This window comes from Citrobacter sp. GW821-FHT02E08 (genome assembly GCF_059421685.1).
The window spans coordinates 351446-367130 of record NZ_JBWKVL010000002.1 but is presented as its reverse complement, the minus strand read 5'-3'; the positions used below and the strand labels follow the sequence as shown (position 1 = coordinate 367130).

12 protein-coding genes are annotated in these 15685 nt (G+C 54.9%); 9 read left to right on the top strand and 3 right to left on the bottom strand.

Annotated elements, in window-relative coordinates:
• Positions 1-15 precede the first annotated feature (15 nt).
• Together proY and malZ are read left to right on the top strand one after the other, a co-directional pair.
• Positions 16-1389, top strand: a complete 1374-nt coding sequence (proY, locus tag AC07UY_RS04005; RefSeq protein ID WP_203358700.1) for a proline-specific permease ProY — start codon at positions 16-18, stop codon at positions 1387-1389.
• 182 nt (positions 1390-1571) lie between these two features.
• Positions 1572-3389, top strand: coding sequence for a maltodextrin glucosidase (gene malZ, locus AC07UY_RS04000; protein WP_494700706.1), 1818 nt, complete (start codon positions 1572-1574; stop codon positions 3387-3389).
• Here the strand turns inward: malZ and AC07UY_RS03995 are convergent.
• The gene (locus AC07UY_RS03995; protein ID WP_494700707.1) at positions 3383-4285 is read right to left on the bottom strand and encodes a LysR family transcriptional regulator; all 903 of its coding nucleotides are present in this window, start codon (positions 4283-4285) and stop codon (positions 3383-3385) included. The genes malZ and AC07UY_RS03995 overlap by 7 nt on opposite strands.
• A 273-nt stretch (positions 4286-4558) precedes the next feature.
• Here AC07UY_RS03995 and AC07UY_RS03990 point away from each other — a divergent pair, with 273 nt between their 5' ends.
• From AC07UY_RS03990 to AC07UY_RS03970, 5 genes are all read left to right on the top strand, one after another.
• Positions 4559-5200: a hydrolase gene (locus AC07UY_RS03990; protein WP_203358697.1), complete on the top strand. Its 642-nt coding sequence runs from the start codon at positions 4559-4561 to the stop codon at positions 5198-5200.
• A gap of 49 nt (positions 5201-5249) precedes the next feature.
• Positions 5250-5798, top strand: coding sequence for an antibiotic biosynthesis monooxygenase (locus AC07UY_RS03985; RefSeq protein ID WP_494659210.1), 549 nt, complete (start codon positions 5250-5252; stop codon positions 5796-5798).
• Positions 5799-5819: 21 nt separating this feature from the next.
• A complete protein-coding gene (locus AC07UY_RS03980) occupies positions 5820-7688 on the top strand; it encodes an amidohydrolase (RefSeq protein ID WP_494700708.1) in 1869 nt (622 codons plus the stop codon).
• Positions 7689-7833: 145 nt separating this feature from the next.
• A complete protein-coding gene (locus AC07UY_RS03975) occupies positions 7834-10449 on the top strand; it encodes a DUF2339 domain-containing protein (RefSeq protein ID WP_494659211.1) in 2616 nt (871 codons plus the stop codon).
• On the top strand, positions 10446-11840 hold the full coding sequence (locus tag AC07UY_RS03970; protein ID WP_494700709.1) for a DUF3999 domain-containing protein: 1395 nt from the start codon (positions 10446-10448) through the stop codon (positions 11838-11840). The genes AC07UY_RS03975 and AC07UY_RS03970 overlap by 4 nt, the downstream gene beginning before the upstream one ends.
• Before the next feature lie 49 nt (positions 11841-11889).
• On the opposite strand, the gene AC07UY_RS03965 is transcribed toward AC07UY_RS03970, so the two are convergent.
• Together AC07UY_RS03965 and acpH are read right to left on the bottom strand one after the other, a co-directional pair.
• Positions 11890-12492, bottom strand: a complete 603-nt coding sequence (locus tag AC07UY_RS03965; RefSeq protein WP_003021524.1) for a peroxiredoxin — start codon at positions 12490-12492, stop codon at positions 11890-11892.
• A gap of 253 nt (positions 12493-12745) precedes the next feature.
• On the bottom strand, positions 12746-13327 hold the full coding sequence (acpH, locus tag AC07UY_RS03960; RefSeq protein WP_494659213.1) for an ACP phosphodiesterase: 582 nt from the start codon (positions 13325-13327) through the stop codon (positions 12746-12748).
• 90 nt (positions 13328-13417) lie between these two features.
• Here acpH and queA point away from each other — a divergent pair, with 90 nt between their 5' ends.
• A complete protein-coding gene (gene queA / locus AC07UY_RS03955) occupies positions 13418-14488 on the top strand; it encodes a tRNA preQ1(34) S-adenosylmethionine ribosyltransferase-isomerase QueA (RefSeq protein WP_494659214.1) in 1071 nt (356 codons plus the stop codon).
• A gap of 53 nt (positions 14489-14541) precedes the next feature.
• Positions 14542-15669 carry a tRNA guanosine(34) transglycosylase Tgt gene (gene tgt, locus AC07UY_RS03950; RefSeq protein WP_192611348.1) on the top strand — a complete coding sequence of 376 codons (1128 nt, stop codon included), beginning with the start codon at positions 14542-14544 and terminating at the stop codon, positions 15667-15669.
• The last annotated feature ends 16 nt before the right edge of the window (positions 15670-15685 follow it).

The window sequence follows — 15685 nt, the reverse complement described above, 5'->3', positions numbered from 1 at the left end:
ATGGGTTAGGAATCAATGGAAAGTAATAACAAGCTAAAGCGTGGGCTAAGCACCCGGCATATTCGCTTTATGGCATTGGGTTCAGCAATTGGCACCGGATTATTTTATGGCTCGGCAGATGCCATCAAGATGGCCGGTCCCAGTGTGCTGCTGGCCTACATTATTGGCGGGGTCGCCGCATATATTATTATGCGCGCGCTGGGCGAGATGTCCGTGCATAACCCTTCCGCCAGCTCGTTTTCACGCTATGCGCAAGAGAACCTTGGTCCTCTCGCCGGCTACATTACCGGCTGGACCTACTGTTTTGAAATTCTGATTGTGGCCATCGCGGATGTGACGGCATTTGGCATCTATATGGGCGTCTGGTTCCCTGCCGTCCCGCACTGGATTTGGGTTCTCAGCGTGGTGCTGATTATCTGCGCCGTCAACCTGATGAGCGTGAAGGTGTTCGGCGAACTGGAGTTCTGGTTCTCGTTCTTTAAAGTTGCCACCATCATTGTCATGATTGCTGCCGGTTTCGGCATCATTATCTGGGGTATTGGCAACGGGGGGCAACCGACCGGGATCCATAACCTGTGGAGTAATGGCGGCTTCTTTAGCAACGGTTGGCTGGGCATGGTGATGTCACTGCAAATGGTGATGTTTGCCTACGGCGGGATTGAGATTATTGGTATCACCGCCGGGGAAGCGAAAGACCCGGAGAAGTCGATTCCGCGTGCTATCAACTCTGTGCCGATGCGTATTCTGGTGTTCTATGTCGGTACGCTGTTCGTCATTATGTCTATTTATCCGTGGAATCAGGTGGGTACCAACGGTAGTCCGTTTGTGCTGACGTTCCAGCATCTGGGCATCGCTTTTGCGGCCAGTATCCTCAATTTCGTGGTGTTGACGGCGTCGCTTTCCGCCATCAACTCTGACGTGTTTGGCGTGGGGCGTATGCTGCACGGTATGGCGGAGCAGGGGAGTGCGCCGAAAGTGTTCGCGAAAACCTCGCGTCGCGGTATTCCCTGGGTCACCGTCCTGGTGATGACGATTGCGTTGCTGTTTGCGGCCTGGCTGAACTACATCATGCCGGAGAACGTCTTCCTGGTGATTGCGTCGCTGGCGACCTTTGCCACGGTGTGGGTGTGGATTATGATCCTGCTGTCGCAGATTGCTTTCCGTCGTCGTCTGTCGCCGGAAGAGATCAAAGCGCTGAAGTTTAAAGTGCCTGGCGGCGTGGCAACGACCGTTGTGGGACTGATCTTCCTGGTCTTTATCATCGCGCTTATCGGCTATCATCCGGAGACGCGTATCTCGCTGTACGTCGGTTTCGCGTGGATTGCGCTGCTGCTGGTTGGCTGGATGTTTAAACGTCGTTACGACCGTCAGTTGGCACAAGCGCAGTAATTTTTGCCCGGTGGCGGCTTTGCCGTATCCGGTCTACTTGTGAGCAGGTAGGCCGGATACGCGTAGCGCCGTCCGGCGAAATCTCCTCCCCCTGGCTCCTCCCCCAATAAACAGTAAGATGATGAGTTATCCTGCATTGCGCTATGGCAAGGTGACCTCATTTTCATCAAAGGGGATACGTGATGTTGAACGCCTGGCACCTTCCGGTTGCCCCATTTGTTAAGCAAAACAAAGATAAGCTGGCCATTACGTTATGGTTGCGCGGGGAAAATCCTCCTCAACGTGTGACGCTACGCGCAGAGAATGATAACGAAGAAATTTCGCTGGTCATGCACCCGCTTCGCACACAGCCACAGCCCGGCGTCACGGCCTGGCGCGCGGCGATTGATCTCTCTGGCGGACAACCCCGTCGACGCTACAGTTTCAAACTGCTCTGGCACGATCGCCAGTGCTGGTTTACCCCGCAAGGCTTTAGCCGCTTCCCGCCCGCACGGCTGGAACAGTTCGCGATAGACGCTCCCGATAACGGCCCTCAGTGGGTCGCCGATCAGATTTTTTATCAGATATTCCCCGATCGCTTCGCCCGCAGTCAGCCGCGCAGCGCGGATCAGGACAATGTCTATTATCATCATGCTGCCGGGCAGGATATCGTGCTGCGTGACTGGGACGCGCCGATCACCGCGCAGGCGGGGGGATCCACGTTCTATGGCGGCGATCTGGACGGCATTAGTGAAAAGCTGCCGTACCTGAAAAAGCTGGGCGTGACGGCGCTGTACCTGAATCCTGTCTTTACCGCACCGAGCGTACATAAATACGATACCGAAGATTATCGTCATGTTGATCCGCAGTTTGGCGGCGATCAGGCGTTGCTGCGCCTGCGGCATAATACGCAGCGCCACGGCATGCGGCTGGTACTGGATGGCGTGTTTAACCACAGCGGTGACTCGCATGCCTGGTTTGACAGGCATAATCGGGGTACCGGCGGTGCCTGCCATAATCCGGAGTCGCCGTGGCGCGACTGGTATCACTTCTCTGAAGATGGCGTGGCGCAGGGCTGGCTGGGGTATCCGAGTTTGCCAAAACTGGATTTCCAGTCCGAAACGCTGGTGAATGAAATTTACCGGGGCGAGGACAGCATTGTTCGACACTGGCTTAAAGCGCCGTGGAATATGGACGGCTGGCGTCTGGATGTGGTGCATATGCTGGGTGAAGGCGGCGGCGCGCGTAATAATCTTCAGCACGTCACTGGTATTACGCAGGCGGCAAAAGAGACGCAGCCAGAGGCCTATATTGTTGGTGAGCACTTTGGCGATGCGCGCCAGTGGTTACAGGTTGATGCCGAAGATGCGGCGATGAACTATCGCGGTTTTACCTTTCCGCTCTGGGGATTCCTCGCCAATACCGACATCTCTTACGATCCGCAGCATATTGATGCCCAGACCTGTATGGCATGGATGGACAACTATCGCGCCAGCCTGTCGCACCAACAGCAGCTGCGCATGTTTAATCAGCTGGACAGTCACGATACTGCCCGCTTTAAGTCCCTGTTAGGTAAAGACGTGGCGCGCTTGCCGTTGGCGGTGGTCTGGTTATTTACCTGGCCTGGCGTCCCCTGTATCTATTACGGGGATGAAGTGGGGCTGGATGGCAATAACGATCCGTTCTGTCGCAAGCCCTTCCCGTGGCAGGCAGAAAAACAGGATGGCGAATTACTGGCATTGTACCAACGGCTGGCGAAACTGCGTCACCGCAGCCAGGCGCTACGTCATGGCGGCTGCCAGGTCATTTATGCCGAAGAGAATGTGGTGGTCTTTGTCCGGGTCTTACATCAGCAGCGGGTGTTGGTGGCGATCAACCGGGGCGAGGCCTGCGAAGTGGTGTTAGCCAATTCGCCGCTGCTCAATGTGACGCAGTGGCAATGCCATGAAGGGAAAGGTCAGCTTGCGGAGGATATTCTCAGCCTGCCGGCCATTTCTGCTTCTGTGTGGGTCAGTCACTGATACAGATTTGCGATTTCAGTGCTGGTGAGTAACGCTTCACGCCACCAGCGCTGCGCAAGACCATCGCTGTGATTACGCCATGCCATATAGGCCACGTCCTTCTCGCGAAATGAGATCACGGATTTTTCGACCAGCTCGCCGGAGGCAAGCCACGGTCTGGCGATATGCCGGGGGAGGAATCCGCAGCCGATGCCCGCACGTAACAGCGTGACTTTACTGCTAAAACTGTCGACACGAATTTGCGCCTGTTCATCCATCAAATTGGATTGTAGCGGCTGACAATAGCGGGCGCTGTCGCTGATCACCGCCGCCCGATGCAGGCAAAGTTGCTCGTTGGTCAACGCATCCGACGCGCTTGCCAGTGGGTGCGAAGGGGCGACGACAAACACATTATCCAGCGTGCCAAGCATTTTGTACGACCATGCGGCGGAGGTGGGCGGCTCATTGATGGCACCGAGAATAATATCCGCGCCATTATGCGTTAGCTCCTCCCAGGAACCTGCCAGCGTGTGATGGGTAAAATTGAGGCGCGTTTGCTTGTTGAGCGCGTCGAACGCCTCGATGAGCGGGAGTAACGCCTCAAAAGGAAACGAATCGTCGAGCGCGATAGCCAGCTCTTTTTCCCAGCCAGAACTTAACTGAACAGCCTGCTTTTCCAGATCTTTTGCCGCACTGAGCAGTAACCGTCCCTTTTCCAGCATCATCCGTCCGGTGTCGGTAAATTTTGCCCGGTGACCGGAACGGTCGAGTAGCTCAATATTCAGATCATTTTCCAGCTTCTGAATCATGTAGCTGAGTGCTGCCGGGGTTTTAAAAAGTGACTCGGCTGCGGCGGCAAATGAGCCGTGCTTGTCGAGAGCGTCGAGGATAAGCAAAACATCCAGATTGATTCGCATGGGCTGAAAATATCCTGAAAATTAAACAACTCAGTTGTACCGAATAGAGAAAAACAAAGCCAGTGAATATTTTAGAGTGGAATCTGTAAATTTTTTGATGATGACTGCGACTTTACTTAATACAAAATTATTATCGTCACCGAATGGTAAGTTTTCTTTAATAACTCATTAGAAATTTCCCGCTATACTCAACAAGCTTTCTGATTCAGGATCTTACTACTGACGGAAGATACAGACCGTCACCTTTTAACTCATTGATTAAGAAGGTGTGATATGTCTATTCGGGAACTCATTAATCCTGACAATTCTACGCTTATTTTTATTGACCATCAGCCGCAAATGTCATTTGGCGTGGCAAATATTGATCGTCAAACCCTGAAAAATAATACCGTTGCGTTAGCGAAAGCCGGGAAAATATTTAAAGTTCCGGTCATTTATACTTCTGTTGAAACGAAAAGTTTTAGTGGTTATATCTGGCCGGAATTACTGGCGGTGCATCCTGATGTGAAACCCATTGAACGTACCTCAATGAATTCATGGGAAGATGCGGCGTTTGTAAAAGCGGTAGAAGCGACCGGTCGTAAAAAATTGATTATCTCTGCGTTGTGGACCGAAGTGTGTCTGACATTCCCGGCGTTGATGGCGCTGGAAGCGGGTTACGAAGTGTATGTGGTCACTGACACCTCCGGCGGTACTTCTGTTGACGCGCATGAACGTTCGATTGACCGCATGGTGCAGGCAGGCGCGGTTCCCGTAACCTGGCAGCAGGTGTTACTGGAATACCAGCGCGACTGGTCCCGTAAAGAAACCTATGACGCCGTCATGGATCTGGTGCGCGAACACAGCGGCGCCTACGGTATGGGGGTGGATTACGCCTACACCCTGGTGCATGGCGCGCCTGAACGCAAAGCGTGATGCCAATGGCGGGGCAATCCCGCCATTCTCCTTGTGCAAGGAACCTTCCATGGCGCAACAAAATAAACACGTGACGCTGGTCATTACGCATACATTGCAGCCCAACCAGGCGGAGCGCTATGAGCAATGGCTGGGGAAAATTATGCCGGTGGCGGCGGAGTTTCCCGGGCATCTGGGGGCGAACGTTATTCGTCCCGCTGACGGACAAACTCTGTGGAACATCATTATTCGTTTCGACACCCTGGAGCATCTCTACAACTGGACCCAGTCGGATACGCGTCGGGTACTGGTGGAAGAAATAGTCCCGCTGCTGGCGGAAGGTGATAAAACGGAAGTCCGCACCGAAGCGGCGTTCTGGTTTACGCCGCCAGCGCCCCACGTCCGTCAGCCGCTGCGCTGGAAACAGTTTCTGATAACCCTGCTGGTTATTTTTCCCAGCACCAATCTGGTGCCGTGGATAACCGGCATGATCCTTCCCGCACTGAAGGGGTCAATGCTATTGCATCTGATTAATGATGCCTGTGTGGTTGCGCTGGTGGTCTGGCTCTGGATGCCCATCGTAACCCGTCTGTTTGCCGGATGGCTGAAAAAAGCCTGATCGGTTTTTCAGGAGATTGTTATGTCTCAAACTGCCACACTTATTCTGACGCACGGAAAAATCCATACCCTTGACCGACAATGCCCGAAGGCGGAAGCCGTGGCGATCAAAGATGGAAAAATTCTGGCGACCGGTACTCATGACAGGATCATGAGCTTTGCCGCTGACGGGACACAAATTGTTGATCTAAAAGGTCACACGGTGATCCCCGGTTTAAACGACTCCCACCTGCATTTAATTCGCGGCGGCCTCAATTACAATCTGGAATTACGCTGGGAAGGCGTGCCGTCATTGGCGGACGCGCTGCGTATGTTAAAAGATCAGGCGGATCGAACGCCATCACCGCAATGGGTCCGCGTGGTGGGGGGCTGGAGTGAGTTTCAGTTCGCGGAACGCCGCATGCCGACGCTGGAAGAGCTGAACGACGCGGCACCGGATACACCGGTGTTTGTGCTGCATCTTTACGATCGCGCGCTGCTCAACCGGGCGGCCTTGAAAGCGGTTGGCTATACCAAAGCGACGCCAGACCCGGTCGGTGGTGAGATTGTCCGCGACAGCAACGGTAACCCAACCGGGATGCTGATTGCTAAACCGAACGCCATGATCCTCTACTCGACGCTGGCGAAAGGGCCAAAGTTACCGCTGGAGATGCAGGTAAACTCGACCCGACAGTTTATGCGCGAGCTGAACCGTCTGGGATTGACCAGCGCCATCGACGCGGGCGGCGGCTTCCAGAACTATCCGGAAGATTACGAGATTATTGAGCAGTTGCACGCCAACAATCAGATGACGATACGCATTGCCTACAACCTGTTTACCCAACGGCCGAAGCAAGAGCTGGGGGACTTTGAGCGCTGGACTGACATGCTCAAACCGGGGCAAGGCACCGATTTTTATCGCGCTAACGGCGCAGGGGAAATGCTGGTCTTTTCGGCGGCGGATTTCGAAGACTTTTTGCAACCGCGCCCGGACCTGCCTGAAGGGATGGAAGATGAGCTGGAGCGCGTGGTGCGCCATCTTGTCGAACATCGCTGGCCATTCCGCCTGCATGCTACCTACGACGAATCCATCAGCCGCATGCTGGATGCCTTTGAGAAGGTCAATCGTGATATCCCGTTCAACGGATTACACTGGTTCTTCGACCATGCGGAGACCATCACCGAACGCAACATCGACCGTGTAAAAGCGCTCGGTGGTGGGATTGCCGTACAGCACCGGATGGCTTTCCAGGGCGAGTATTTTATCGATCGCTACGGCAAAGAGGCGGTGAAACACACGCCACCGGTGGCAAAAATGCTGGCGGCGGACGTTCCTGTCGGACTCGGTACTGACGCAACGCGTGTTGCCAGCTACAACCCGTGGACGGCGCTGTACTGGCTGGTCTCCGGGCGTACCGTGGGGGGGACGGCAATGTATGACGATAACAACCGTCTGCCGCGTGAGGTGGCGCTGGAGTTGTGGACGGCGGGCAGCGCCTGGTTTTCCAGCGAGCAGGGGAAAAAAGGGCGGATTGAACAAGGACAGCTTGCCGACCTGGTGGTGCTGTCAAAAGACTACTTCAGCGTGGCGGAAGAAGAGATCAAAGGGATTGAGTCGGTGATGACGGTTGTCGATGGCAAAGTGGTCTACGCCGCGGGACAGTTCACGCCGCTGGCGCCACCGGCGATCCCGGTGGTTCCCGACTGGTCGCCGGTGGTAAACGTCCCAGGCCACTACCGTTCCGCGCCGCCCGCCGCAGCTAAAGTGGGGGCCATTGTCCAGATGCACCAGTGTTGTGGCAGCTGTGGCGTTCATGGGCATCAGCACGATATGGCGCGCAAATCGGGGATCCCGGTGTCGGATGACCAGGCCTTCTGGGGTGCGCTCGGCTGTTCCTGCTTCGCATTTTAATGTTCGACATGCCGGATGACGCTCACGTTCATCCGGCAAAACCCGCCGATCTTTTCTAGAATTGTTTTCATTTAGCTTACAGGGATGGCACAAATGCAACATTGTGTGCCAATCTACGCGCTCCTTGCACAGTGAAGGTGGAAACATGGATGATTTTGTAATCCTTGGCTGCATTGCTCTTTTTTTTGGACTGGTGGTGCCGATACTGGCGATTGTCGCGCTGAATCGGACGTCCGTGCTCCGATATGAACTTTCCATTCTGCGCCGACGGGTTGAAGAACTTGAACAGCGTGGCGCGGGCACTGCGCCCGTTCAACAGGCGACACCTGAGCCTGTTATCCCCGAAGAACCGATATCGGAGGACGTGGTGACCGCCGCCGCGTCAGGGGTTGAACGTCCTCAACTCTCCATCGTCATGCCTGAAAACGTCGACGCGCCGCCTGTGAAACCGGCGAAACCCTCTGCGTTTGGCGGCGTTTTCTCTTCACTGGCGCGCTGGTTTATGCAGGGAAATCCGCTGGCCAAACTGGGGATCTTGCTGCTCTTCTTCGGTTTATCATTCCTGCTGCGCTATACGGTTGAACATTCCCTATTTCCCCTTGAGCTGCGCCTTGTGGCGGCGGCGCTGTTTGCCGTGGTGTTGCTCGCAGTGGGCTGGCGCTTGCGGCACAAACAGCCCGTCTATGCCTTAATTCTGCAAGGGGGGGCAACCGGCGCGCTTTATTTGACCGTCTTTGGCGCATTCCGGCTGTGGCAAATGTTGCCGCTCACGCTGGCGTTTGCACTGCTGGTGCTCATCTGCGCGGCAAGCGTGGGGCTCGCGATTTTGCAAAAAGCGCTGAGCCTGGCGATGCTGGCAAGTATCGGCGGCTATCTTGCCCCGCTGCTGCTTTCCACCGGGAGCGGCAACTATGTCGCGTTGTTCTCGTTTTACCTCCTGCTTTCGCTCGGCATTCTCGCCATCAGCATCTGGCAGCACTGGCGTGAGCTCAATCTGTTGGGGCTGCTGTTTACCTTCGGAGTCGGTGGGCTGTGGGGGCTGAGTGATTACCGGCCTGAGTACTGGCTCAATTGCCAGCTTTTCCTGATCGCCAACATCCTCATTTTTGGCGTGTTGAGCGTGGCGCTTTCGCTGCGGGCGCAGGAGAAGAGCAAGCGTATTATTGACGGCGTGCTGGTGTTTGCGCCTCCGGTGATTGGATTTGGTATGCAGTACGCCATGACTGAGCATCTGGAATATGGCCCGGCTCTCAGTGCGCTGGGATTTGGCGGTTTCTACATGGTGCTGGCGTGGCTGGCATTACGCCGTTTTCCGTCGATGGGACGGCCACTGGCCCTGGCGGCGCTGGCGCTTGGCGGGGCATTTGCCACGCTGGCCATCCCGCTGGCGCTTTCCGCACGCTGGACGGCGATGGCATGGGCGCTTGAAGGACTGGGCGTGCTGTGGCTGGGCATTCAGCAACAGCAGCGACGGATGAGCTACAGCGGTACCGCACTGATGCTGCTGGCGGTGGTCAGCGGGGGCTGGGCACTGGCAGAAAATGCCGCGCCGCTGTCGGTGATGATGATCTTTTCTGTGCTGAGTCTGTGTTGGCTGGCAGGGGCGTGGCTGTGGCGCAGTGAAAAGGTGCAGATCAGTTGGGCGCTGCTGGCGGGGGGCGTGGCATTCTGGATCGTCGCCATTGTGGGCGCATCACAACTGGCGCTTGAAGACTCAGGTTCTGAATGGTTTGGCGCGCTGGCGCTGATGACTGTTTCTGGCATGCTGTGGCGTTATCTGAGCGGGCGATTCGCATGGCGAGAGCTGGGGTACAGCCAGTGGCTGCAGTGGCCCGCCATGCTGTTGCTGCTGATGTATCAAATAGATTTAAAGCAGATTTTTGCCGCTGGCTGGCAAAATCTGGTGTGGTGCGTGGCATTGCCTTGCGCGGTGTTCATGCTGTATCGCGATGGCCCACGTTTGTTGTCACGCCTCTCGCAGGCGCTGCATCTTTCTCTGTTCTGGATGATCTTACTGGCGTTCGCTATGGAGTTATTCTGGTTTACGCAGGCATTGCCGTGGGGAATGGACGCCTGGCGCAGCGGTCTGATGATGGCGGCAGGCGGGATCGTCATTCTGCTGGTACATACGGCGCTTCGCCGCAAACTGTGGCCGTTCGCGACCTGGCCTGTTCTGTATGGCGCTATCGCACTAGCACCGCTGGCCGTTATTTTGCTGTTGTATCTGCTGTTGGCGAATCTGGAAGATGGCGTGGTTCTCCATCAGCGTTACATTCCTGGGATTAACCCGCTTGAAGAGGGGGCGGCCTTCGCGTTGTTGGGGCTGTATATTCTTGTTCGTTTCTCTCTTCGCGTATTACCTGCGCCGTTAGCGGCGCACCGTTCATGGGGGCGGGTTGCGCTGGCAGCGCTGGCATTTTGGTGGCTGAATGGGGCGCTGATGCGCGCGCTGTCGTGGTATGGCGATGTTGCGTGGAGCAGTGATGCGTTATGGCATTCGCGCTTGATCCAGACCTGTTTTGCCCTGTTTTGGATGCTCACGGCGTTAATTGTCATGATCCGCGCTACGCGACGTGGTTCGCGACGGGAATGGTTTTGTGGCGCGGCCTTTCTGGGCATCGTTATCATTAAACTGATGCTGGTGGACAGTGCGAACGGCGGCGGGTTAGCGCGCGCCGTCGCCTTTATTGGCGTGGCGATTCTGGTTTTAATCGTGGGGTACTTCTCACCGTTACCGCCCAGGGCAGGAGACGAAAAATGAACGGGATGAAAGGTGTGTTATGGAGTGTCCTGTTGGGGATGACGTTTCCGGTGTTCAGCCGTGACGAGGCACCGGAGACGCCGCAGGATTACGCGGTGGGGATGACGCTGGAGACACACGGGGAATCGCCCTGGTATCGCGTCTCGCTCCCAATGGAGGTCTATGCCACCAGCGTCTGGCCGGATTTACGTGATGTGCGCGTGTTTAACCGCCAGGGCGACGTGGTGCCTTTCGTGCTTGAGGTGCAGAAATCGCAGGCCACGGAGCCAAAAGCCGTTCCGCTTCGACTCTTTGCGTTTGATGCCTCACCTGTCCCGATGAAACCGAATGACGATAGCGGTACGCAGACGGTGCTGCTGCGTTCGAAAAGCGGGCTGGAAATCCATTTTGAGAGCGAAGATGCCAAAGAGATTGGGCAAAGTTTTCTGCTGACGCTGCCGGAAAATGGGGTGGAATCCCTGCAGGTTTCCCGGTTGCGCCTGGACTGGCGCGATCCCGCAGAAAACTGGCAGGGAAAAGCCTCGGTGTATTACAGCCGTGACTTACATCGTTGGGATGAGATTCAGGATGCCTCGCAGCTTATGGATCTGAAACGTGGCGATGATCGACTGAAAATCGACACCCTCCGTGCAGACATCACGCTGTCAACGGATAGCATCGCTTATCTGCTGGTTATCCTGGATCCGCAAAGCCCGACGTTGATTCTGAATGGCGTGAGCGCACTCACCGACACAAACCCGCCTGCCGCCGAGCGCGTCTTGCTGAATGCCCGTGGCAGTAAAGTTTCGCCTACCGAGGCTATCTGGCGATGGGATCATCCCCAATCGCTGACGGCGCTGGACATCATTCTGGACAATAAAGGGATCTTACCTGTCGAGCTGGAGTGGCGCAGCAGCGAAAAAGAGGCATGGCGACCGTTGAGCAAGACGGTGCTCTTTTGGCTGGATGGGCAGTTTTCTGACAGTATTCCCCTCTCTGGTGCGTTGGTAGAGGCGGTTCGCATGACCACCCTGAATGCCAAATTGCCGGAGACACTCCCGGTGGTGAGAGGCGTTCGCGACAGTTATCAGGTGATTTTCAATGCCCAGGGGACGAGTCCTTACATGCTGGCGTGGGGAAACGGGGCGGCAGTCAAGGCGGATGTCAGCATGGATATGCTGATCCCGAAAGCATTGCGTGAAAGGCAGAAGATTGACGCTCTGCCGAGGGTTTTCCCGCATACCCGCGTGGTTCTGGGGGGAGAAGCACGGTTAACGGCCACCTCAGTGGCTGAACAACAGCGTTTGTGGAAAACATTGCTGGTCTGGGGAGCGTTAATTCTTGGCGTGGCGGTACTGCTGACAATGGCGTGGCGAATCTGGCGTGAGGTGAAGAAGGGCGGCGCGGCGTAACACAATAAAAAAGGCTCGCCGTGGCGAGCCTTTTCTTAATTCATGCCAATTACAGGCTGGAGACGTTTTCGGTCAGGTATTTTGCAACGCCATCCGGAGAGGCGTTCATACCTTCTTTCCCTTTTTCCCACTGAGCCGGGCAAACATCACCGTGCTCTTCGTGGAACTGCAGCGCGTCAACCATACGCAGCATTTCGTCGATGTTACGACCCAGCGGCAGGTCGTTAACAACCTGGTGGCGAACAACGCCGTTCGCGTCGATCAGGAAAGAACCACGCAGCGCCACGCCCGCTTCCGGGTGCTCGATGCCGTAGGCTTTCTGGATTTCGCGTTTGATGTCAGCAACCATTGCGTATTTCACTGCACCGATGCCGCCTTTGTCGACAGGGGTGTTACGCCATGCGTTGTGGACAAATTCAGAGTCAAAAGAAACGCCAACCACTTCAACGCCGCGCTTCTGGAATTCTTCATAACGTTTGTCGAACGCGATCAGTTCTGACGGGCAAACGAAGGTGAAATCCATCGGCCAGAAGAACAGAACGGTCGTTTTACCGTTGGTGTGCTGTTTGAAGTTGAAGTTTTCAACAATCTCACCGCTACCCAGTACCGCAGCTGCTGTGAAATCCGGAGCCTGACGAGTAACCAGTACCATATAATTCTCCTGCAAAGTTAAGGGTTTTTTTGGAACGCAACGCGGGCCAGTATAGAGAGTGTTCGGCAATAAGACAAAGAGGCGCTGACAATCGTTCAGTGAGCTTTTACCTATCAATCTGGCTTCTATACACAAAATCATTCAAGTTGAATCAAGGTGGCAAGTCTGAGAACCCCCAGGAGCTTACACCAGTAAGTGACTGGGGTGAGCAGACGCAGCCAACGCAGAGGCAGTTTGAAGGATGACGTGTAAATTAAAGTTGTTTATTTTTCGCCAGCACCATCATGCGCGGATAAAACTGCCAGAAACGCGCTTCCAGGGCATCGTAGTGGGTATCCAGGTCGTACCAGGAGTCGCGAAGGGCATCAAGACGAGGGCGACGACTGGCCATGCCGTTCAGGACATCCTGTATGAAATCCATATCACTGTAGCGCTCCAGCCACTTTTCTGACCACAGGTAGTTATTCAGATTCACAAAGCGTGGCGGCGATTCCGGCAGAATAATCTCAACCTGAGCATGGGCGTAACGCACAAAGGCCTGTAATGGGAAGTCCGGGGAGAGTTGCGCCCAGTGACGCGACAGGAAGTGATCCCACATCACATCGAGCGTAATGGGCGCGACGCGACGGGTTTCGGGGCGAAACCACTCTTTTGCCTCTTTCACTTCCGTCAGATTATCGGTGAGCACGTCGATGCGACGATGCATAAAAATACCGTCCACCACATCGGGCGCATAGTTCGCTTGCGGATTCCCCCGCACAAAATCGGCCAGCAGATTGCCGGAAAGTGAGCTTTCGGCGAGGTACGCCAGGTGTAAGTGAGCAAGAAAATTCATGGTTTAATGTTTATCCAGAGGGGTAAAGGTTGCAGGGAGAACGCCCCGGCACTAGACTACCCGCCTCTTATTTTAGTCAGAGTCAGTGTCATGCGCGTTGCCGATTTTTCCTTTGAATTACCCGAGTCCCTGATTGCCCACTATCCGATGCCTGAGCGCAGTAGTTGCCGCTTACTGTCATTAGACGGGCCGACGGGCGCGCTGACGCACGGTACTTTCACCGATTTACTCGATAAGCTCAACCCTGGCGATCTGCTGGTCTTTAACAACACTCGCGTGATCCCGGCGCGTCTGTTCGGCCGTAAGGCCAGCGGCGGCAAGATTGAAGTGCTGGTTGAGCGTATGCTGGATGACAAACGTATTCTGGCGCATATTCGCGCGTCTAAAGCGCCGAAGCCAGGCGCTGAATTGCTGCTGGGCGATGATGAGAGCATCAAGGCCACCATGACCGCGCGTCATGACGCGCTGTTTGAAGTCGAATTTAACGACGAACGTCCGGTTCTGGATATCCTCAATGCCATCGGCCATATGCCGTTGCCGCCGTACATCGACCGTCCGGATGAAGACGCCGACCGTGAGCTGTATCAGACGGTTTACGGTGAAAAACCTGGCGCCGTTGCGGCGCCAACCGCAGGTCTGCATTTTGACGATCCTTTGCTCGCCAAACTGCGTGACAAAGGCATCGAGATGGCGTTCGTCACGCTGCATGTCGGCGCCGGGACGTTCCAGCCTGTGCGTGTGGACACCATTGAAGACCACATCATGCACTCCGAATACGCCGAAGTGCCGCAAGACGTTGTGGATGCGGTGCTGGCCGCGAAAGCGCGCGGCAACCGGGTGATTGCGGTAGGTACGACTTCCGTGCGTTCGCTGGAAAGCGCGGCGCAGGCCGCAAAAAACGGCCTGATCGAACCGTTCTTCGGCGATACGCAGATTTTTATTTACCCAGGTTATCAATATAAAGTGATTGATGCGCTGGTGACTAACTTCCATCTGCCTGAATCGACACTGATTATGCTGGTGTCGGCGTTTGCCGGTTATCAGCACACCATGAATGCATACAAGTCCGCAGTAGAACAAAAATATCGTTTTTTTAGTTACGGTGATGCCATGTTTATCACGTACAATCCGCAGGCTTTGAATGAGCGTGTCGGGGACTGACTCCACGACACCGTATGAAAACGTCGGACTGTTTTTCTGACGCTGGAGAAAAAATGAAATTTGAACTTGATACCACCGACGGACGCGCTCGCCGTGGCCGCCTGGTGTTTGATCGTGGCGTAGTGGAAACGCCTGCTTTTATGCCTGTTGGCACTTACGGCACCGTCAAAGGGATGACGCCGGAAGAAGTTGAAGCCACTGGCGCGCAGATTATTCTCGGCAACACCTTCCACCTGTGGCTGCGCCCGGGTCAGGAGATCATGAAACTGCATGGCGACCTGCACGATTTCATGCAGTGGAAAGGCCCGATTCTCACCGATTCCGGCGGTTTCCAGGTGTTCAGTCTGGGGGATATTCGCAAGATAACCGAACAAGGCGTTCACTTCCGCAATCCGATCAACGGCGATCCGATTTTCCTTGATCCTGAAAAGTCCATGGAGATTCAATACGATCTCGGTTCCGATATCGTGATGATTTTCGACGAATGTACTCCCTATCCGGCGGACTGGGACTATGCTAAACGCTCCATGGAGATGTCTTTGCGTTGGGCGAAGCGCAGCCGTGACCGTTTTGACGGCCTTGGAAATAAAAATGCGCTTTTTGGCATCATTCAGGGTAGCGTTTACGAAGATTTACGTGATATCTCCGTCAAAGGTCTGGTAGATATCGGCTTTGATGGCTACGCTGTCGGCGGTCTGGCTGTGGGTGAGCCAAAGGAAGATATGCACCGTATTCTGGAGCATGTTTGCCCGCAAATCCCTACGGATAAACCGCGTTACCTGATGGGCGTCGGCAAACCAGAAGATCTGGTTGAAGGCGTGCGTCGTGGTATCGATATGTTTGACTGCGTGATGCCAACGCGAAACGCCCGTAACGGTCACTTGTTCGTGACTGACGGCGTGGTGAAAATTCGTAATGCGAAGCATAAAAGCGACACCAGCCCACTCGATGCCGAGTGTGATTGCTATACCTGTCGCCATTATTCGCGCGCTTACTTGCATCATCTTGACCGTTGCAACGAAATATTGGGCGCGCGACTCAATACCATTCATAACCTTCGTTACTACCAGCGTTTGATGGCGGGTTTACGTAAGGCTATTGAAGAGGGTAAATTAGAGAGCTTCGTGACCGATTTTTACCAACGCCAGGGTCGACCTGTTCCACCTTTGAACGTTGATTAATTTTAATAATGAGGGA

Excerpts from the sequence above, each read along its gene's own strand:
- proY (WP_203358700.1), top strand. The coding sequence starts at position 16 with ATGGAAAGTAATAACAAGCTAAAGCGTGGGCTAAGCACCCGGCATATT.
- malZ (WP_494700706.1), top strand. The coding sequence starts at position 1,572 with ATGTTGAACGCCTGGCACCTTCCGGTTGCCCCATTTGTTAAGCAAAAC.
- AC07UY_RS03995 (WP_494700707.1), bottom strand. The coding sequence starts at position 4,285 with ATGCGAATCAATCTGGATGTTTTGCTTATCCTCGACGCTCTCGACAAG.
- AC07UY_RS03990 (WP_203358697.1), top strand. The coding sequence starts at position 4,559 with ATGTCTATTCGGGAACTCATTAATCCTGACAATTCTACGCTTATTTTT.
- AC07UY_RS03985 (WP_494659210.1), top strand. The coding sequence starts at position 5,250 with ATGGCGCAACAAAATAAACACGTGACGCTGGTCATTACGCATACATTG.
- AC07UY_RS03980 (WP_494700708.1), top strand. The coding sequence starts at position 5,820 with ATGTCTCAAACTGCCACACTTATTCTGACGCACGGAAAAATCCATACC.
- AC07UY_RS03975 (WP_494659211.1), top strand. The coding sequence starts at position 7,834 with ATGGATGATTTTGTAATCCTTGGCTGCATTGCTCTTTTTTTTGGACTG.
- AC07UY_RS03970 (WP_494700709.1), top strand. The coding sequence starts at position 10,446 with ATGAACGGGATGAAAGGTGTGTTATGGAGTGTCCTGTTGGGGATGACG.
- AC07UY_RS03965 (WP_003021524.1), bottom strand. The coding sequence starts at position 12,492 with ATGGTACTGGTTACTCGTCAGGCTCCGGATTTCACAGCAGCTGCGGTA.
- acpH (WP_494659213.1), bottom strand. The coding sequence starts at position 13,327 with ATGAATTTTCTTGCTCACTTACACCTGGCGTACCTCGCCGAAAGCTCA.
- queA (WP_494659214.1), top strand. The coding sequence starts at position 13,418 with ATGCGCGTTGCCGATTTTTCCTTTGAATTACCCGAGTCCCTGATTGCC.
- tgt (WP_192611348.1), top strand. The coding sequence starts at position 14,542 with ATGAAATTTGAACTTGATACCACCGACGGACGCGCTCGCCGTGGCCGC.